At 53.9% G+C, this 17,881-nt stretch carries 18 protein-coding genes and 2 pseudogenes; 12 read left to right on the top strand and 8 right to left on the bottom strand.

What is annotated here, in order from left to right:
* The first annotated feature begins 76 nt into the window (after positions 1-76).
* Positions 77-1,219, top strand: a complete 1,143-nt coding sequence (gene nlpD / locus ACSEMK_RS05975; RefSeq protein WP_045361378.1) for a murein hydrolase activator NlpD — start codon at positions 77-79, stop codon at positions 1,217-1,219.
* 157 nt (positions 1,220-1,376) lie between these two features.
* On the top strand, positions 1,377-2,369 hold the full coding sequence (gene rpoS / locus ACSEMK_RS05970; protein ID WP_015703292.1) for an RNA polymerase sigma factor RpoS: 993 nt from the start codon (positions 1,377-1,379) through the stop codon (positions 2,367-2,369).
* A gap of 52 nt (positions 2,370-2,421) precedes the next feature.
* Here rpoS and ACSEMK_RS05965 read toward each other — a convergent pair whose 3' ends face one another.
* Positions 2,422-2,799: a DUF4440 domain-containing protein gene (locus ACSEMK_RS05965; RefSeq protein ID WP_015703291.1), complete on the bottom strand. Its 378-nt coding sequence runs from the start codon at positions 2,797-2,799 to the stop codon at positions 2,422-2,424.
* Between the two features lie 122 nt (positions 2,800-2,921).
* Here ACSEMK_RS05965 and ACSEMK_RS05960 point away from each other — a divergent pair, with 122 nt between their 5' ends.
* Entirely contained in the window at positions 2,922-3,809 is an 888-nt protein-coding gene (locus ACSEMK_RS05960) for a LysR family transcriptional regulator (RefSeq protein ID WP_430914635.1), read from the top strand.
* Here ACSEMK_RS05960 and ACSEMK_RS05955 read toward each other — a convergent pair.
* Positions 3,806-4,225, bottom strand: a complete 420-nt coding sequence (locus ACSEMK_RS05955; RefSeq protein ID WP_087858572.1) for a MarR family winged helix-turn-helix transcriptional regulator — start codon at positions 4,223-4,225, stop codon at positions 3,806-3,808. The genes ACSEMK_RS05960 and ACSEMK_RS05955 overlap by 4 nt on opposite strands.
* A 173-nt stretch (positions 4,226-4,398) precedes the next feature.
* Here ACSEMK_RS05955 and ACSEMK_RS05950 point away from each other — a divergent pair, with 173 nt between their 5' ends.
* From ACSEMK_RS05950 to ACSEMK_RS05910, 9 genes are all read left to right on the top strand, one after another.
* The gene (locus ACSEMK_RS05950; RefSeq protein WP_087858571.1) at positions 4,399-4,989 is read left to right on the top strand and encodes a non-oxidative hydroxyarylic acid decarboxylases subunit B; all 591 of its coding nucleotides are present in this window, start codon (positions 4,399-4,401) and stop codon (positions 4,987-4,989) included.
* A gap of 2 nt (positions 4,990-4,991) precedes the next feature.
* On the top strand, positions 4,992-6,419 hold the full coding sequence (locus ACSEMK_RS05945; RefSeq protein ID WP_045361374.1) for a non-oxidative hydroxyarylic acid decarboxylases subunit C: 1,428 nt from the start codon (positions 4,992-4,994) through the stop codon (positions 6,417-6,419).
* A gap of 10 nt (positions 6,420-6,429) precedes the next feature.
* The gene (locus tag ACSEMK_RS05940; RefSeq protein ID WP_087858570.1) at positions 6,430-6,666 is read left to right on the top strand and encodes a non-oxidative hydroxyarylic acid decarboxylases subunit D; all 237 of its coding nucleotides are present in this window, start codon (positions 6,430-6,432) and stop codon (positions 6,664-6,666) included.
* A 414-nt stretch (positions 6,667-7,080) separates the two neighbouring features.
* Entirely contained in the window at positions 7,081-7,617 is a 537-nt protein-coding gene (locus ACSEMK_RS05935) for a fimbrial protein (protein WP_015703287.1), read from the top strand.
* 44 nt (positions 7,618-7,661) lie between these two features.
* The gene (locus tag ACSEMK_RS05930) at positions 7,662-8,348 is read left to right on the top strand and encodes a fimbria/pilus periplasmic chaperone (protein WP_015703286.1); all 687 of its coding nucleotides are present in this window, start codon (positions 7,662-7,664) and stop codon (positions 8,346-8,348) included.
* Between the two features lie 38 nt (positions 8,349-8,386).
* The gene (locus ACSEMK_RS05925) at positions 8,387-10,978 is read left to right on the top strand and encodes a fimbria/pilus outer membrane usher protein (RefSeq protein ID WP_430914634.1); all 2,592 of its coding nucleotides are present in this window, start codon (positions 8,387-8,389) and stop codon (positions 10,976-10,978) included.
* Positions 10,978-11,529 carry a fimbrial protein gene (locus ACSEMK_RS05920; RefSeq protein ID WP_411325239.1) on the top strand — a complete coding sequence of 184 codons (552 nt, stop codon included), beginning with the start codon at positions 10,978-10,980 and terminating at the stop codon, positions 11,527-11,529. Before ACSEMK_RS05925 ends, ACSEMK_RS05920 begins: the two co-directional genes overlap by 1 nt.
* A 23-nt stretch (positions 11,530-11,552) precedes the next feature.
* Positions 11,553-12,104 (top strand): fimbrial protein, encoded by a 552-nt coding sequence (locus tag ACSEMK_RS05915; protein ID WP_411325240.1) that lies wholly within the window; start codon positions 11,553-11,555, stop codon positions 12,102-12,104.
* A gap of 21 nt (positions 12,105-12,125) precedes the next feature.
* Positions 12,126-13,268, top strand: a complete 1,143-nt coding sequence (locus ACSEMK_RS05910) for a type 1 fimbrial protein (RefSeq protein WP_411325241.1) — start codon at positions 12,126-12,128, stop codon at positions 13,266-13,268.
* Positions 13,269-13,324: 56 nt separating this feature from the next.
* Here the strand turns inward: ACSEMK_RS05910 and mutS are convergent, their stop codons facing one another.
* From mutS to ACSEMK_RS05880, 6 genes and pseudogenes are all read right to left on the bottom strand, one after another.
* Positions 13,325-15,886: a DNA mismatch repair protein MutS gene (gene mutS / locus ACSEMK_RS05905; protein WP_430914633.1), complete on the bottom strand. Its 2,562-nt coding sequence runs from the start codon at positions 15,884-15,886 to the stop codon at positions 13,325-13,327.
* A gap of 180 nt (positions 15,887-16,066) precedes the next feature.
* Positions 16,067-16,174: pseudogene (gene hmuV / locus ACSEMK_RS05900) on the bottom strand (heme ABC transporter ATP-binding protein); the annotation flags it as partial.
* 105 nt (positions 16,175-16,279) lie between these two features.
* The gene (locus ACSEMK_RS05895) at positions 16,280-16,627 is read right to left on the bottom strand and encodes a DUF1493 family protein (RefSeq protein ID WP_430914632.1); all 348 of its coding nucleotides are present in this window, start codon (positions 16,625-16,627) and stop codon (positions 16,280-16,282) included.
* On the bottom strand, positions 16,612-17,061 hold the full coding sequence (locus ACSEMK_RS05890; protein ID WP_072056492.1) for an STM2901 family protein: 450 nt from the start codon (positions 17,059-17,061) through the stop codon (positions 16,612-16,614). Before ACSEMK_RS05890 ends, ACSEMK_RS05895 begins: the two co-directional genes overlap by 16 nt.
* An 11-nt stretch (positions 17,062-17,072) precedes the next feature.
* Positions 17,073-17,555: an Hcp family type VI secretion system effector gene (locus ACSEMK_RS05885; protein WP_047044296.1), complete on the bottom strand. Its 483-nt coding sequence runs from the start codon at positions 17,553-17,555 to the stop codon at positions 17,073-17,075.
* Positions 17,556-17,627: 72 nt separating this feature from the next.
* Positions 17,628-17,729 (bottom strand): annotated as a pseudogene (locus ACSEMK_RS05880) (hypothetical protein); the annotation flags it as partial.
* Positions 17,730-17,881 lie beyond the last annotated feature (152 nt).

The following is a 17,881-nucleotide window of genomic DNA, read 5'->3' as shown; positions in this document are numbered from 1 at the left end:
ACACATTTTTCAGTGTCCTGGCCGGGCGCTGCCCGGTAAGCAAGATATTGGCAGTTAACATATTCCTGGGGGATAAATGAGCGCGGGAAGCCCAAAATTTACCGTAAGCCGTATTGCGGCGTTGTCACTGGTTTCACTCTGGCTGGCCGGGTGTACAAATACCAATAATCCGCCTGCGCCGGTGAATTCGGCAAGCGGCGCTGCGTCCTCCAGCACCAATTCCGGGATGCTGATTACACCGCCATCCTCCGGCGCGCAGCAAGTTCCTCCGGCTCAGCCGATTCAACCGATGCAGACCCAGCCAATTCAGACCCAGCCGACTCAGGTTCAGCCGATGGCTCAACAACCGGTGCAGACGGTGAACGGTAAGATTGTTTACAACCGTAAATATGGCGATATTCCGAAAGGTAGCTATACCGGCGGCAGTACCTATACCGTTAAGCGCGGCGATACCCTGTTCTATATCGCGTGGGTCACCGGCAACGATTTCCGCGACCTTGCGGAACGCAACAACGTCCCGGCGCCGTACGCGCTGAACGTGGGCCAGGTGCTGCAGGTCGGCAACTCCGCAGGCCAGCCGATCACCGGCGAAAACCCGGTATCTCAGGCTAGCGCGCAGGCAAGCGGCGGTGCGACGGCCACCACAACTTCTGCACAAAAATCCACCGCAGTGGTTGCGTCACAACCGACTATTACGTATTCTGAATCTTCAGGTGAACAGAGTGCTACTAAGATGTTGCCGAATAATAAACCAGCAACGACCACAACAACGGTCGCTCCGGTTACGGCGCCATCAACCGTTAGCACAACCCAACCGACTGCAAGCAGTACGTCTACCAGTTCGCCGATCTCATCATGGCGCTGGCCGACTGATGGCAAGGTTATCGAGAACTTTAGCGGCGCGGAAGGCGGCAATAAAGGTATCGACATTGCAGGCAGTAAAGGACAGGCTATTGTCGCGACCGCCGATGGGCGCGTCGTCTATGCCGGTAACGCACTGCGCGGTTACGGTAATCTTATTATCATCAAACACAACGATGATTACCTGAGTGCCTACGCTCATAACGATACCATGCTGGTTCGGGAGCAACAGGAAGTCAAAGCGGGGCAGAAAATCGCTACCATGGGTAGCACCGGAACCAGCTCAACAAGATTACATTTTGAAATTCGTTACAAGGGGAAATCCGTCAACCCGCTGCAGTACTTACCGCAGCGATAATTTGGCAAAGTACGGATAAGCGTAACACCATGAAAGGCGCCAGGGCGGTCGCGATATGCCTCCTTCAGTGGAGGTATAAAGAGGATAACTCCGGCGTCGTTTAGTGATGGGTCGCGGAAGGTGCTTTGCTCAGGGATCACGGGTAGGAGCCACCTTTATGAGTCAGAATACGCTGAAAGTTCATGATTTAAATGAAGACGCGGAATTTGATGAGAACGGAATGGAGGTTTTCGACGAGAAAGCCTTAGTAGAAGAGGAACCCAGTGATAGCGATCTGGCTGAGGAAGAGCTGCTGTCGCAAGGCGCCACCCAACGCGTTCTCGATGCGACACAGCTGTATCTTGGTGAGATTGGTTATTCCCCGCTGCTGACGGCCGAAGAGGAAGTCTATTTCGCCCGTCGCGCACTACGTGGAGATGTTGCTTCACGCCGTCGCATGATTGAAAGTAACCTGCGTCTGGTGGTGAAGATTGCTCGTCGTTACAGCAATCGTGGTCTGGCGCTGTTGGATCTGATTGAAGAAGGTAACCTCGGCCTGATCCGCGCAGTTGAGAAGTTTGACCCGGAGCGTGGGTTCCGTTTTTCAACCTACGCCACCTGGTGGATCCGTCAAACGATTGAACGGGCGATTATGAACCAAACCCGTACCATTCGTTTGCCTATCCATATTGTGAAAGAGCTGAACGTTTATCTGCGTACCGCGCGCGAGTTGTCGCATAAGCTGGACCACGAGCCAAGCGCCGAAGAGATAGCCGAACAGCTGGATAAACCGGTTGATGACGTTAGCCGTATGCTGCGTCTGAACGAGCGCATTACCTCAGTGGATACCCCGCTGGGCGGTGATTCAGAAAAAGCGCTGCTGGATATTCTGGCCGATGAAAAAGACAACGGCCCGGAAGACACCACGCAGGACGATGATATGAAACAAAGCATCGTCAAATGGCTGTTCGAACTGAACGCCAAACAGCGCGAAGTACTGGCTCGTCGTTTCGGGCTGCTGGGATATGAAGCCGCAACGCTTGAAGATGTGGGTCGTGAAATCGGCCTGACCCGCGAACGCGTGCGTCAGATTCAGGTGGAAGGCCTGCGCCGCCTGCGGGAGATCCTGCAGGGACAGGGGCTAAACATCGAAGCGCTATTCCGCGAATAAATCGTTTTCTCTCAAAAAGGCCCAATCCAGCGATTGGGCCTTTTTCTTTGCATTAACCGATACGGGTTTCTTGCAGGTGACGCCAGAGGATTTTTCCCTCAATGCGTTGAAATATCGCCGTGGACCAGCGCACGACTTCGCCTTGTTCCGGCAGGGTCTGGCTTTCGCGGTACAGCACCGCGCCGCCGTCATGCCATTCGCTCAACACCTGCGCATTATCAACCACGATACTTAATCCCGGGCGGCTGCCGCCAGCGCTATGGAAAAAGCCGCTTACCGTCGGGTAATCCATCTTAGCGCCGCTGATAGGAACCATTGTAAACTCTTGTGCAAAACGGCTCATCAGCGCTTGTGCGCTACCTTCTTTCCGGCCCAGCCATTGTTCAATGATCACGTGGGCGTCGATAACTTCTTGGATCCATGGGTTCATGTTTTCTCCGGATTAAGCTGCAGGCAATGCAGGCGATTACTGTAAACCGCGCGTCAGGGGCGGATAAATGCGCTTTTCAGGGATATACTGTCTAATAATTTTTGACAATAAGCCCTATTCAAATGCTAAACCTGCAGCGCGTTACCATGTTTGTCGCCGTTGTTGATGCCGGGAGCTTTACCGCCGCGGCGACGGCGCTTGGGCAGACCAAAGCGGTGGTCAGTTTTAACGTTCGCCAGCTTGAGAGTGAGCTGGGGGTGACGTTGCTTCTGCGTTCGACGCGCCGGTTAACGCTCACCGAAGCCGGGGCGGTGTTTTACCAGCGCGGCGTTGGGCTGCTGAAAGCCGCGGAGAATTTACAGGACGAGGTGCGCGCCAGCCACACCGGGTTAAGTGGTGAACTGCGGATCACCACCACCCCGGAATATGGCGCGCAGGTGATCATCCCGGCGCTGGCGGAATTCGCTCGTCGACATCCGGCGCTGCGGGTGCGCCACGTCTCATCGTCGTATCACGCGGATTTGATCTCTGAACGTTTTGATGTCGCGATCCGCCTCGGGACCCTGGCCGATTCACGCTATCACGCGGCTCGGATTTCGCGTTTCGCCATCGTGCCCGTGGCCTCGCCGGTTTGGCTGGATAAACATCCGCTGCGCACGCTTGCCGACCTGGCGCAGGCGGAGTGGATTGTTAACGAGCGCTTAGCGACCCCGCTACGCTGGCAGCTCCTGACCGTCGAAGGGCAATCGATCGCTTTTGAAATTACGCAACCACCGCGGATCTCAGCCGATAGCGCACAAGCGTTAATGGGCTTTGCGCTGGCGGGAAGCGGAGTGGCGCTGCTCCCGGAGTGGCTGGTGGCTGAAGCCATCGCGCGGCAGGAGCTAGTGCGGGTATTGCCGGAGTATATTTTTCCCTCTCAGGGGGTATACGCCGTCTACCCGGACGCGCAGCATATGCCAACCAAGGTCCGGGCATTTATCGATTTTCTGCGCGAGCGAACCGCTTAATCCGCGGTTTTACTTTCCATCATTTTCAGCACCAGCCGGGAAAACTGCGCGCGCTCCTCTTCGTTAAGGCGGCTCAAAAACTCTTCATCGACACGGTTGCCCTGCGGCATGGAATTTGCGAGCAGCGCCTGTCCTTCATTCGTCAGATAGACAAAGCGGCGACGTTTATCTGTCGGATCGTGTTCGCGGCGCACCAGCCCGCGTTTTTCCATCCGGCTTAGCATCTCCGCCAGCGTCGCTTTCGTGCTGACGGCCGCTTCGATAAGCGTCACCTGCTCGATACCAGGATGTTCGGCTACCGAGCGCATCACCGCGTATTGCGGCTTGGTCAGTTCCGGTAATTCATGTTGCCAGCGCGCGGTGTGCTGTTGAAAAAGCTGGCGCAGAAGGTGGAACGCCTCGTTACGTAACTCCATGAACACTCCGTCACAAAAATATCACCTTTATGATAGCCGCATTTACGGCTTCTTTTCACATCTCATTTTTTTGATTATTGATGCGGATCGTATGCGAACGATATTGAGATCCCGTAAAAATGAGCGTAGTTTTAATACAAAGGTTCGTATACGAACAATGTATGAGGTAGTGAATGAAACTGATTATTGGGATGACCGGGGCGACCGGCGCGCCGTTGGGCGTCGCGCTGTTGCAAGCGCTGAACGAAATGCCGGATGTGGAAACGCACCTGGTGATGTCGAAATGGGCAAAAACCACTATTGAGCTGGAAACGCCCTATAGCGCTCGTGAAGTCGCCGCGCTGGCGGACTTCTGCCATAGTCCGGCGGATCAGGCCGCGACCATCTCATCAGGATCGTTTCGTACCGACGGCATGATTGTTATCCCGTGCAGCATGAAAACGCTGGCAGGTATCCGCGCAGGCTATGCGGAAGGGTTAGTCGGCCGCGCGGCGGATGTCGTGCTGAAAGAGGGGCGCAAGCTGGTTCTGGTGCCGCGTGAAATGCCGCTGAGCACCATTCATCTGGAGAACATGCTGGCGCTGTCGCGCATGGGCGTGGCGATGGTGCCGCCGATGCCTGCCTACTACAACCACCCGGAAACGGTGGAGGATATTACCAACCATATCGTGACCCGGGTGTTGGATCAGTTCGGTCTCGAATACCGCAAAGCGCGCCGCTGGAACGGCCTGCGCGCGGTCGAGAATTTATCACAGGAGAATTAGTCATGGCTTTTGATGATTTACGCAGCTTTTTGCAGGCGCTGGATGAGCAGGGGCAACTGCTAAAAATTAGCGAAGAGGTGAATGCCGAGCCGGATCTCGCCGCTGCCGCTAACGCCACAGGGCGCATCGGTGACGGCGCGCCAGCGCTGTGGTTCGATAACATTCGCGGCTTTACCGATGCCCGTGTCGCCATGAACACCATCGGTTCCTGGCAAAACCACGCGATTTCGCTGGGGCTGCCGCCAAACACGCCGGTGAAAAAACAGATTGATGAATTTATTCGCCGCTGGGATAAATTCCCGGTAACGCCGGAGCGTCGCGCTAATCCAGCGTGGGCGGAAAACACCGTTGATGGCGACGATATCAACCTGTTCGATATTCTGCCGTTGTTCCGCCTGAACGATGGCGACGGTGGTTTCTATCTCGACAAAGCCTGCGTGGTTTCTCGCGATCCGCTTGACCCGGACAACTTCGGTAAACAGAACGTCGGCATTTATCGGATGGAAGTGAAAGGCAAGCGCAAGCTGGGCCTGCAGCCGGTACCGATGCACGATATCGCGCTGCATCTGCATAAAGCGGAAGAGCGCGGTGAGGATCTGCCCATTGCCATCACTCTGGGTAACGACCCGATTATTACCCTGATGGGCGCCACGCCGCTGAAATATGACCAGTCAGAATATGAGATGGCGGGCGCGCTGCGCGAAAGCCCGTATCCCATCGCCACCGCGCCGCTGACCGGCTTTGACGTACCCTGGGGCTCGGAAGTGATCCTTGAAGGGGTGATTGAAGGGCGCAAGCGTGAAATTGAAGGGCCGTTCGGCGAGTTCACCGGCCACTACTCAGGTGGCCGCAATATGACGGTGGTGCGTATCGATAAAGTCTCTTATCGCACAAAACCGATTTTTGAATCGTTGTATCTCGGAATGCCGTGGACCGAAATCGACTATCTGATGGGCCCGGCGACCTGCGTGCCGCTGTACCAGCAGCTGAAAGCCGAGTTCCCGGAAGTGCAGGCGGTCAACGCCATGTACACCCATGGCCTGCTGGCGATTATCTCCACCAAAAAACGCTACGGCGGTTTTGCCCGCGCGGTGGGATTACGGGCGATGACTACCCCGCATGGCCTCGGTTACGTGAAAATGGTCATTATGGTTGATGAAGATGTCGACCCGTTCAACCTGCCGCAGGTGATGTGGGCACTCTCCTCGAAGGTCAACCCGGCGGGCGACCTGGTGCAGTTGCCGAACATGTCGGTACTGGAGCTCGACCCTGGTTCCAGCCCGGCGGGGATCACCGACAAACTGATTATCGACGCCACCACCCCGGTTGCGCCGGACCTTCGCGGTCACTACAGCCAGCCGGTGCAGGATTTACCGGAAACCAAAGCCTGGGCTGAAAAACTGACCGCCATGTTGGCCAACCGTAAATAAGGAGAAGAAGATGATTTGTCCACGTTGCGCTGATGAACAGATTGAAGTGATGGCGACGTCGCCGGTAAAAGGGGTATGGATCGTTTATCAGTGCCAGCACTGCCTCTATACCTGGCGTAATACCGAACCGCTGCGTCGTACCAGCCGCGAACATTATCCGCAAGCGTTTCGCATGACGCAGAAAGATATTGATGAGGCGCCGCAGGTACCGCATATTCCACCGCTGTTGGCGGAAGATAAGCGTTAAATGACTGGCCCGGATATTCCGGGCCTTTTTATGTAGAATTAAAGGGCGTGACAAGTATTTTCAATTATATTATAACTAATGACGTAATCATTAATGGTTATAATTCACATCTTGTCAGCTATCATTACTCATTTTTGCTTCTCCCTGGTCGTTTTTTCAAATAGTCAACCCTCCGTAAGTTTTTAATTAAATACATCCAGTTTGAATCAATCTGTAAATATCTTGTAGTCTAAATATGGACTCGAACGAGTATTTAGAAATACATATTAACGCCCATTTTTGTCGAAGCGAGTTAATAAGCATTATCACTGAACGTGCATTATTTAATGGGCGTTTGGTGATAATGCTTTTCGATTGTCATGATGACAGCGTTAATAATTGCGATGTTTATTATTTTTATTGGGATATTAAAGAATGAAACTTACTAAAATCGGCGCAGCTCTGGTTCTGACTTTTGGCATGAGCGCGGCAGCGATGGCATCTAACACCATTACCTTTAACGGTGAAGTGCTGGAGACGGGTTGCAATATCACTGTTGATGGCGGTACTCCGGATGCAACCGTTGAACTGGGCAGCGTGGCAGCAACTGATTTGGTAGCAAAAGGTGACCTCGGCGCGCCGAAACAGTTCGTTTTTAATCTGGACCAGTGCCCGACTGCGTCCAATGTCAATATTGTCTTCTCTGCGCCGGTTGACCCGGTGGCTGGTGATGACTCGTACTTCGCGAATACTGCCAGTGGGGTTGGCGTCACTGCTGCACAAAACGTTGCCGTTCAACTGAAGCAAGGCGGTTCTAATGGCACCATCGTGAAGAACAATGCAGACAACGATCCTATTACCCTGGACTCTGGCTCTGCTACCGAGACCTACACCGCATCGATGATTGCTGTTGATCAGGCTGTTGCTGGTACGGTTCAGTCCGTCGTGACCTATAACGTCCGTTATAACTAATCCTGAAGGAGGGGAAACCCTCCTTATATTTTTGTGAGTGCATAATGAAACCCATCGCAGCTTTTGTTTTTTGTGTGGCCGCCGTTGCCAGCCTGAATGCGTCTGCCAGTATCGTTACCGGCGGAACGCGGGTGATTTTTGACGGCTCCCATCAGGCCGCCTCGTTATCCGTGGAAAACTCGGACAAAGTTACCAATCTTGTGCAATCCTGGGTCAGTCCCGCCGAAGGTAGCGCGCTGAAAAAAGAAACTATGATTATTACGCCGCCGCTGTTTCGCCTCGAAGCCGGGAAAAAAGCGTCGATCCGTATTGTTCGTTCAGGGATGCCGGTTCCGGAAGATCGCGAATCATTATTGTGGCTAAACGTAAAAGGTATTCCCGCTACGGATGATAGTTCTGCTGGCAAAAATACCATGCAGATTGCCATCAATTCGAAAATTAAGCTGATCTATCGCCCGGTTGCGCTCAAAGGCCAGTCGCCGGAAAGCAGTGCAAATAAAGTGGTATGGAAGCCGGCCGCCGGCGGTGTGCAGGTCAATAACCCGACGCCGTTTTATATGAACTTCTCCCGCATAGAAATTAATAATCATGCGCTCAGCGGCCAATATTTTGTCGCACCGTTCTCCACGCTGAATATTTCCGAAGGGAAGATTCCCTCCCACGGCAAAGTGACCTGGTCGCTGATTAATGATTACGGCGTGAAAGGTCAGGACAAAGTCTCTTCATATTAATCGGCACGGTACGTATCCCGTACGGATACAGGGTAATAATGGAAAAAGTTAAGCATACCTATGTCCTTTCTTTAGGGCTGGGGCTCAGTATTGCCTTCAGTTCTTTCAGCACCAATGCTCAGGAACATTTTAACCCTCGTCTTTTGGAAACGGATAGTACAGAGAGGCCAATGATGGATCTCAGTCTGTTTGCCAAAGATGAGGTACCGCCTGGTGACTATAACGTCGATATTTATATCAACGGTAGCCTGGTGGATACTAAAACCATTTCCTTTCGCAAGCTGTCGGACGACAAAAACACCACCGCCGGGCAGGTTGTTGGAGCGTGCCTGAGCGTGTCTGAGCTGAAAGCCTGGAATGTGCGGGTCGATAACTACTTTAGCGAACAGGACAAAGCCAGCGAGTGCGCCAGCCTGCAGGCTATTCCGGGTCTGGAACAGAAAATGGATCTGGCGAATCAGCGCTTTGATCTCACTATCCCGCAGGTTGCCCTGCTCAACACCGCCCGTGGCTACGTTTCGCCAGAGCGATGGGATGAAGGTATTGCCGCCGGTTTGCTTAACTACAGCGTCTCTGGTCAGCAGGATTTGCACCACCGTAATGGCGTGGACAGTAGCAACCAGTTCGTCAGCCTACAGCCGGGGCTGAACCTGGGGGCGTGGCGTTTGCGTAACTATTCCACCTACAGTCACTCTGAATCCGAAAGTGAGTGGGATTCGGTGTACACCTACGCTTCCCGCGATATTAAATCTCTGAAAAGCCAACTGGTTCTCGGGCAGGGCACCACCCGTGGCGGCGTGTTCGATAGCGTGGGTTTTACCGGGGTACAGATGTATTCCGATAATGATATGAAGCCGGACAGCATGCAGGGCTTCGCGCCGGTGATCCGCGGTATCGCCCGCAGCAACGCCGAGGTCACGGTGTACCAGAACGGACACAGCATCTATAAGGCTACGGTGCCGCCGGGGCCATTCGAATTCAGCGATATGTACCCGACCGGTAGCTCCGGCGACCTGAAAGTGGTGATCAAGGAGTCTGATGGTTCGCAAAGTAGCTTCATCGTCCCTTACGCCACATTGCCGGTGCTACAGCGCGAAGGACAGGTGCAGTATGGCCTGGTGGCGGGTAAAACCCGCCAGGACGGCTCGGATTCGCGGGCGGAAGACTTTAACTTTGTCCAGGGATCGGCGGCCTGGGGCGTCGGTAAAGGCGTGACGCTGTATGGCGGCTATATTCAGGCGGAAGACAAATACTCCAACCTGATTGCCGGTACCGGTTTTAACCTCGGCAGCGCCGGGGCGCTCTCTTTTGATATTTCACAGTCGTGGGCGGATGTCCCGCAGCCGGACAATATACGGCAGATGGAACACCATAGGGGCCAGTCGTACCGCGTGCGCTACAGCAAGACGCTGCAGCAGACCAACACCGATATTGCGGTGGCTGGCTACAAATTCTCAACCCGCGGTTATCTGTCGTTCCAGGATTTCCTCAATGATTGGGACCCGGGCAACAGCGCCATCGATAACGGTCGCGAACGTAACCGTTTCGACGTGACTATCTCGCAGACGCTGCCTTTCGGTACGTTATCCCTGACCATGTATGACGCCTCCTACTGGAACAGCCAGCACGCCGACTCGCTGAACCTCGGCTTCAGCAGCACGCTGGGGCCGGTATCGTACTCGCTGAACTATGCGCACACGAAAAACGTTGATGGCGGTTATGGCAACGTTTCTGATGAATACGATGACGATAACGTCTTCTCGCTTAACTTTAGCGTACCGTTCAGCGCCTTCAGAAATAGTGAAGCGGCGCAGTCGATTTCGGCTAACTACTCGATGAACAGCAGCAAACACGGCGATACCACGCATAACATCGGTATTTCCGGCACCGCAATGCAGCAAAACCAGCTCAACTGGCAGGTATCGGAAGGCTATAACGCCGATGCAGAAGCGACCAACGGCAACGTTACCGTCGGCTACCAGAGCTCGTATGCCGATGTGTCCGCCGGTTACAGCTACGACGACTACAGCCGTCGTCTGAACTATAGCCTGCGCGGCGGAATGGTGGTTCACAGCGGCGGTATTACCCTGGCCCGTCAGTTGAATGACAGCGTAGCGCTGGTGGAAACGCCGGGCGTCTCCGGGGTGCCGATCAATGGCCAGACTAACGTCCATACCGACTACTTTGGTAATGCGATTGTGCCGTACGTGCGTCCGTACCACAGTAACCAGATTTCGCTCAATACCGTGGAGGCCAGCGATGCCACTGCGGCCATTGATAACGTCGCCAAAACCGTGGTGCCGACCAAAGGCGCGGTGGTCCGCGTGAAGTACAACACCTGGATTGGCCGGAAGGCGATGATGACGTTGATCTTCAACGGTAAGCCGGTGCCGTTCGGCGCGGTAGTCACGCAAACCAGTGATGATTCGGACGACACCCGCAGCAGCATCGTCGGCGACAGTGGCGAAGTGTACCTGGTTGGTCTCGCCGATAAAGGGCAACTGATGGTCAAGTGGGGCGACGGGGCGAACAAACAGTGTGCCGTTGACTACTCACTGGCGGGCGCGAAGTCGCAGGCCGATATTCTGTTTATCAACGGGATATGTCATCCCGTCCCGGGGGCTCACTGATGTCACGCTTTCATTTTGCTACCGTCCGACGCATGGCGGCGACGGGCCTGCTCTTCGTTGCCGGGCTGCCGTCTGCGCTGGCGTACAACACACAGGATGTCATTAACTTCAGCGTCACGGGGAATATTGTGGCAGGCAGCTGTAATGTTAGCTATCCCGCGACCGTTGAACTGGGAACCTATCTGCCAACGGATTTTACTAATGAGGGCGATAGCACGGACAATGTCCCGTTCACCGTCTCTTTCACTAACTGTTCTCCCTCGCTGACTAAAGCGACGGTAGCGTTTACCGGTGCCGTAGATGGAACCCAGCCATTCTATTTTGCCAACGGGATTACGGCAGAGGGGGGCGGGGCAACCGATGTTGCACTGGAATTATTAACCGATGCGGATCACTGGCAAATGTCTAACGGGCAGAGTCATGACGTCACTCTCGAGTCAGACAGTCATGCCGGTGAGATAATTTTTGTCGCAAGAATGGCAACCCCAGGCCACAACCCCGGTACCGGGGAGTTCCAGAGCGTCGTCACCCTGAACGTTGTTTATAACTAGTTACCTGATAAAAGGCAGGAGAGATGTCAAAATTTTTATATGCTGTTCTGTTTTTAACGGGGATGCTGGTTAGCGCAATGCCAGCTCTGGCTCGGGATAATAATCTCCAGCAGACACGTGATATTACCTTTCACGGCAGGATTGCCGCAGGGACCTGTAATGTCACCACTCCTGAATCCGTAGATCTGGGGAAATACTATAAAGGAGACTTTTCTGTTGCCGGCGGTAACACCGGCAACGTTCCAGTCACCATCAGTTTTGACAGCTGTACTGCTGAAATCAGCCAGGCCACCGTCACTTTCACCGGCACACCCTATTCCGAAGACTCGACCTATGGCTCGGTCATTTATGCCAATCAGGTGACGCCTGATGCCGATGGCGCTACCGATGTTGGATTGCAGTTGTTCGATTATCCAGCTATCCACGTGGCGCTGGCCAATGGGGTGAGTTATCCGGTACCCATTGAAAATGGCGCGGGCGCATTGAAATTTATTGCCCGCATGTACACCCCTCATGGCGCCCCAACGGCGGGTAAATTCAGCTCCGCGGTCACGTTGAACGTGACCTATAACTAACCCCGATTTAAGGCAAACAACGTGTTAAAATTTTTATATGCCACCCTGTTATTGTTGGGGCTGTTTCCGCTGGCGGCCCAGGCGGTTTGTCATCGTATCGACGACACGCCATCGCAATCTTATGTTGCGATGCCGCAGCAGCTACTGGTCTCCAGTAAAAATTATGCGCCGGGCGAGATCCTGTATGACTCCGGATATATGTCCGGCGGCACGACAACCATCAAGAACTGTGCGGGGACCTATTACGTCGGCTTTCACTACGCCGGCGCGTTAACCACCGCCAGCCCGCTGCAGGATAATGTCTATCCGTTGACCAATGGTTCAACCGCCACCGGGCTCGGTATTCGCGTCTATACCATTAATCAGGCGGGTCCGTTTGATGACGAACGGGCGATCGATAACAGCTGGCAGGAACACGATGCCGGGGCGGGCTCCGACCACACCCTCAACAATTCCGCTTATCGGGTGCAAATTATCGCCACCGGCGGGCCGATAACCAGCGGCACGTTTAACGTACCGAGCCCGCTGGCGCGGGTCGACTATCGCGAAACGCAGAGTATTGATAGCAGTGATGGCGACATCGCCTCCACGCTGACGCTGTCGACCACCACGGTTGAAGTACATGCGATGGGCTGTACGGCGGATGTGGCGAGTCTCAACTTCCCAATGGGGGATGTCGAAGTGTCGGCATTTGATAGTACCGGCTACGTTTATTCCGGTCCGGAAAAAAACGTCAATCTGACCTGCGAGCCGGGAACCAATGTCTCGATGACCATGAATGCGGCGACGGTGTCCGGCGATAACTCAACTATTGCGCTATCCGATAATGGCGACGGGAGTACGGCGACGGGGGTGGGGGTACAGCTGGAAAGAAAACTTCCCAATGGCGGATTCTATGTGTTGATGAGCGCAGGCCAGACGGTACCGATCTTTTACTCAAAGCGCAGCGACACTTCAACCTGGTCTGCGGGGACCGACGCTGATGGCGCTACTCCCTTTTCCGGTGATACCGGCACGGCTAGTACCTATGCTGACGCGACCAACCCTGGCGGCGCTTCCGCCAATGAAACTCTGACCTTCCGGGCTAACTACCATAAAATAGGGGAAACCATTACCCCCGGTACCGCCAATGCCACCGGGACGATCACCCTGCAATATAACTGATGCTAAAAACAAAAAGCCTGACGATGACGCCAGGCTTTTTGCTATTTAGCGGCTAATTACACCAGGCTTTTCAGGCGGTAAATCCACTCCAGCGCCTGACGCGGGCTCAGTGAATCCGGGTCAAGATTCTCCAGCGCTTCCAGCGCCGGTGAGGTCTCTTCCGGCGCGGAGAGCAGCGACATCTGCGTACCATCAACCTGCGTGGCGGCGGCATTTGGCGAAATGCTCTCCAGCTCGCGCAGTTTCTGTCGCGCGCGTTTGATCACTTCTTTCGGCACCCCTGCCAGCGCGGCGACCGCCAGGCCATAGCTCTTGCTGGCCGCGCCGTCCTGCACGCTGTGCATAAAGGCGATGGTATCGCCGTGCTCCAGCGCATCGAGGTGCACGTTGGCCACGCCTTCCATTTTTTCCGGCAACTGGGTGAGCTCGAAGTAGTGGGTAGCGAACAGGGTCAACGCTTTGATCTTATTTGCCAGATTCTCCGCGCAGGCCCACGCCAGCGACAGACCGTCGTAGGTAGACGTACCGCGGCCGATCTCGTCCATCAGCACCAGGCTGTGTTCGGTGGCGTTGTGCAGAATATTGGCGGTTTCGGTCATCTCCACCATGAAGGTGGAACGGCCGCTCGCTAGGTCATCCGCCGCGCCGACGCGGGTAAAGATGCGGTCGATCGGGCCAATTTCTACCTTCTGCGCCGGCACGTAGCTGCCGATATAGGCCAGCAGCGCAATCAGCGCGGTCTGGCGCATATAGGTACTTTTACCGCCCATGTTGGGCCCGGTGATGATCAGCATGCGGCGCTGCGGCGCCAGCTGCAGCGGGTTGGCGATAAACGGCTCTTTCAGTACCTGTTCCACTACCGGGTGACGGCCTTCGGTAATGCGAATGCCGGGTTTATCGATAAAGGTCGGGCAGCAGTAGTTGAGGGTTTCCGCGCGTTCCGCGAGGTTCACCAGTACGTCCAGCTCGGCCAGCGCGCTGGCGCTGATTTGTAAGTCGGCCAGATGCGGCAGCAGCTTTTCGAACAGGTCGTCATAGAGCTGTTTTTCCAGCGCCAGCGCCTTGCCTTTTGAAGTCAGGACCTTATCTTCGTATTCCTTCAGTTCCGGAATAATGTAGCGCTCGGCGTTTTTCAGCGTCTGGCGGCGCACGTAGTGAATCGGCGCATGCTGGCTCTGGCCGCGGCTGATCTGGATGTAGTAACCGTGAACGGCATTATAGCCGACCTTCAGGGTATCAAGGCCCAGGCGCTCACGTTCGCGGATTTCCAGTTTGTCGAGATAATCGGTCGCGCCATCGGCCAGCGCTCGCCACTCATCCAGCTCTTCATTATAACCCGGAGCGATAACGCCGCCGTCACGCACCAGTACCGGCGGCGCGTCGATGATCGCGCGTTCCAGCAATTCGCGTAGCTCGGCGAATTCGCCCATTTTCTCGCGCAGCTGTTGCACCGGCTGACAGTCAACGTCGGCCAGCAGCTCGCGCAGCAGCGGCAGCTGCTGGAAGGCATGACGCATACGGGCTAAATCGCGCGGGCGGGCGGTACGCAGCGCCAGACGCGCCAGAATACGTTCGAGATCGCCGACCTGACGCAGCACCGGCTGCAGCTCGGTATAGCGTTCCTGTAAGGCGCCAATTGTTTGTTGGCGTTCACCCAGCACCGCGGTATCGCGTACCGGCATATGCAGCCAGCGTTTGAGCATGCGGCTGCCCATCGGCGTGACCGTGCAGTCGAGTACCGAGGCAAGGGTGTTATCAACGCCGCCGGCGAGATTCTGGGTGATCTCCAGATTGCGACGGGTGGCGGCATCCATAATGATGCTGTCCTGCTGGCGTTCCATAGTGATGGAGCGGATATGCGGCAGCGAGGTGCGCTGGGTATCTTTGACGTATTGCAACAGGCAACCGGCGGCGCACAGCCCGCGCGGGGCGTTTTCGACGCCGAAGCCCACCAGATCGCGGGTGCCGAACTGCAGGTTGAGCTGCTGGCGCGCGGTGTCTATTTCGAACTCCCATAGCGGGCGACGGCGCAGGCCGCGGCGGCCTTCAATCAGTGAAGATTCGGCAAAATCTTCCGCATACAGCAGTTCCGCCGGATTGGTACGTTGTAGTTCCGCCGCCATGGTCTCGCGGTCGGCCGGTTCGCTCAGGCGAAAGCGCCCGGAGCTGATATCCAGCGTCGCGTAGCCGAAGCCCTTGCTGTCCTGCCAGATGGCGGCCAGCAGGTTGTCCTGACGCTCCTGCAGCAGCGCTTCATCGCTGATGGTGCCCGGCGTGACGATGCGTACCACTTTGCGTTCTACCGGCCCTTTGGTGGTAGCCGGATCGCCAATCTGTTCGCAAATCGCGACCGACTCGCCCTGATTCACCAGTTTAGCCAGATAGTTTTCCACCGCGTGGTGGGGGATGCCGGCCATGGGAATCGGTTCGCCCGCGGAAGCGCCGCGTTTGGTCAGCGAGATATCGAGCAGCTGCGAGGCGCGTTTGGCGTCATCATAAAACAGCTCGTAAAAGTCGCCCATCCGGTAAAACAGCAGGATCTCCGGATGCTGAGCCTTCAGCTTCAGGTACTGCTGCATCATCGGGGTATGGGCGTCTAAATTGTCGATTGTGCTCATAGGGTGTTATCCAGGTCCCTGATTTTTAATGGAGTGCGATTTTGTTATTGTCGTCGTTATCGCATGAGGAAGACATGATAACGGAGATAGGCATTTGAGGGAAAGTGACGAAGTGGACGCAGCGATCCTGATTCCACTTCTCGAACGCGCGGCCATCGCTAAGCTGGCCGCGCGTGACGTTCAGGGCGCCAGATAAACCTGCGGAATCGCTTTTTCCGGATGCTGGCCGAGGCGCACGTCCGCGCCGTACCAGCGGCTAATGATATCCTGCTGGATAACCTGATGCGGGAAGAGTACCGGCTGATGGCTGAAAAACCGGAACACTCAAAAAGTGCATGGAACTGAAGCTGGGATGCTTACATATCCACCTCTGATTAATATGTTATATTTCTATCAGTCATAAAGCCACTTTCCAGCTTTCGCTGATTCGGAAAACATTCTGATTGTTAAAGGTTTGCGAGTTCGTTCTACATCTTCCCGTTTTAATTTAAACCACCGTGTTAGCAGTGGAGTATTTTCCCAAGGAAAATAATAAGACCATTTAACTTCTGATAAATCTATATTAAATTTTTTTTCAAATTTATTCAAAGCTTCATGCAGGTCATCACCGGGAGCTTCAAATAAATCAGAATCAAGTTCTAAAGGGATTTCTTTCCAATTGCTGTCTAAATATCCGGGGATCTCTTCACGGAAAAGTGCTAATACCTCTTGTTGAATTGTATCCATCAAAAGGATGTCCATTGTATACGATCTTTAGGGCGTGCTATGAGGTTGTATTTGGCCTGAGTTTTCCTTGATACTTGGTAAATTGAATTCACAAGACCAACCCAGCCTAACCACGGAACATATCGTGCTATGACTGCGGCAAGATTATTTGTTTTTCGCATTCTTACACCAACTGGTGTTGGAACTCTAATACCAAAAGGAGTTCGTGCATTTCGTAAAAGCATTCTCCCATACCTGGAAATAACACTTGTCCCTTTGATTGCCTCTCCCGGTTTCGTTCTGGTTTTTAACCACGGTTGCCCAGCGAGGATAGCAGCACCTGACTCAATGCCAATTCCAAGTTCATCACAAAATTGCTCAAGGAAAATCACATCAAATAGTTCACCTGCTGACAGGTTCGATTGTCCGTGGTAGAAGTAGGTTCCGTTTAGTTCTTCTGTCGTATCCATTCAATCACCTGTTAGGCTGTTTGTCGTTCATTCCAGGCATCTGTGAAAATTATGTTTCCATCACAATGTTTCCAGGTGATTTTCTCGTACCTTAGCTCCACAGATTCAAGATGGTTGTTGTTCTTGTCCTCTGGGGAAGCCATCGTAGGGGAGATTGATACGATTCGAACTCCTTCAAGTAGCATATTGAAGTATTCCACTTCCTGACCAGAATCGTTGATTTTGTACCATTTGATTTCGGCAGATTTCAGGTTTTGACCAGTAGCAACTGCTTTGTATAGGTATGGGCTGGAATAGTCGAATTCTTTAACGATGATCATTGGAGAATGCTGACGAGTGCCAGTAGGTTTGCCAGTGGAATTATCAGTGGGAATGGAGAGATTATGGTGAAACCCTTTAAACTCTATACTGAACTCCCTGTCTGCAACATCACAGCCACCTTTGATTAGTGCTCCGCCATCGTCATAGAGCCACATATTACCGGGAATAGCCATGTCCTTATTTCCTTATGTTTTTATAAATCCCTGTAAATAGTTTATCTATTGAGTGAAGGTGAGTAAATAACCAATGTGTGGTTTTTTGTTCCTCAGTTTCAACAATTTAATCACTGAAAAATGGTACTGCTGCATCATCGGGGTATGGGCGTCTAAATTGTCGATTGTGCTCATAGGGTGTTATCCAGGTCCCTGATTTTTAATAGAGTGCGATTTTATTATTGTCGTCGTTATCGCATGAGGAAGACATGATAACGGAGATAGGCATTTGAGGGAAAGTGACGAAGTAGATGCAGCGATCCTGATTCCACTTCTTGAACGCGCGG

It is taken from the genome of Klebsiella sp. K-3, from assembly GCF_051207495.1.
Taxonomy (GTDB): Bacteria; Pseudomonadota; Gammaproteobacteria; order Enterobacterales; family Enterobacteriaceae; genus Klebsiella; species Klebsiella aerogenes.
This window is presented reverse-complemented; position numbering and strand designations above follow the sequence as displayed.

What these genes read in the sequence shown, in the direction of transcription:
- nlpD (WP_045361378.1), top strand. Translation starts at nt 77, where the DNA reads ATGAGCGCGGGAAGCCCAAAATTTACCGTAAGCCGTATTGCGGCGTTG.
- rpoS (WP_015703292.1), top strand. Translation starts at nt 1,377, where the DNA reads ATGAGTCAGAATACGCTGAAAGTTCATGATTTAAATGAAGACGCGGAA.
- ACSEMK_RS05965 (WP_015703291.1), bottom strand. Translation starts at nt 2,799, where the DNA reads ATGAACCCATGGATCCAAGAAGTTATCGACGCCCACGTGATCATTGAA.
- ACSEMK_RS05960 (WP_430914635.1), top strand. Translation starts at nt 2,922, where the DNA reads ATGCTAAACCTGCAGCGCGTTACCATGTTTGTCGCCGTTGTTGATGCC.
- ACSEMK_RS05955 (WP_087858572.1), bottom strand. Translation starts at nt 4,225, where the DNA reads ATGGAGTTACGTAACGAGGCGTTCCACCTTCTGCGCCAGCTTTTTCAA.
- ACSEMK_RS05950 (WP_087858571.1), top strand. Translation starts at nt 4,399, where the DNA reads ATGAAACTGATTATTGGGATGACCGGGGCGACCGGCGCGCCGTTGGGC.
- ACSEMK_RS05945 (WP_045361374.1), top strand. Translation starts at nt 4,992, where the DNA reads ATGGCTTTTGATGATTTACGCAGCTTTTTGCAGGCGCTGGATGAGCAG.
- ACSEMK_RS05940 (WP_087858570.1), top strand. Translation starts at nt 6,430, where the DNA reads ATGATTTGTCCACGTTGCGCTGATGAACAGATTGAAGTGATGGCGACG.
- ACSEMK_RS05935 (WP_015703287.1), top strand. Translation starts at nt 7,081, where the DNA reads ATGAAACTTACTAAAATCGGCGCAGCTCTGGTTCTGACTTTTGGCATG.
- ACSEMK_RS05930 (WP_015703286.1), top strand. Translation starts at nt 7,662, where the DNA reads ATGAAACCCATCGCAGCTTTTGTTTTTTGTGTGGCCGCCGTTGCCAGC.
- ACSEMK_RS05925 (WP_430914634.1), top strand. Translation starts at nt 8,387, where the DNA reads ATGGAAAAAGTTAAGCATACCTATGTCCTTTCTTTAGGGCTGGGGCTC.
- ACSEMK_RS05920 (WP_411325239.1), top strand. Translation starts at nt 10,978, where the DNA reads ATGTCACGCTTTCATTTTGCTACCGTCCGACGCATGGCGGCGACGGGC.
- ACSEMK_RS05915 (WP_411325240.1), top strand. Translation starts at nt 11,553, where the DNA reads ATGTCAAAATTTTTATATGCTGTTCTGTTTTTAACGGGGATGCTGGTT.
- mutS (WP_430914633.1), bottom strand. Translation starts at nt 15,886, where the DNA reads ATGAGCACAATCGACAATTTAGACGCCCATACCCCGATGATGCAGCAG.
- ACSEMK_RS05895 (WP_430914632.1), bottom strand. Translation starts at nt 16,627, where the DNA reads ATGGACATCCTTTTGATGGATACAATTCAACAAGAGGTATTAGCACTT.
- ACSEMK_RS05890 (WP_072056492.1), bottom strand. Translation starts at nt 17,061, where the DNA reads ATGGATACGACAGAAGAACTAAACGGAACCTACTTCTACCACGGACAA.
- ACSEMK_RS05885 (WP_047044296.1), bottom strand. Translation starts at nt 17,555, where the DNA reads ATGGCTATTCCCGGTAATATGTGGCTCTATGACGATGGCGGAGCACTA.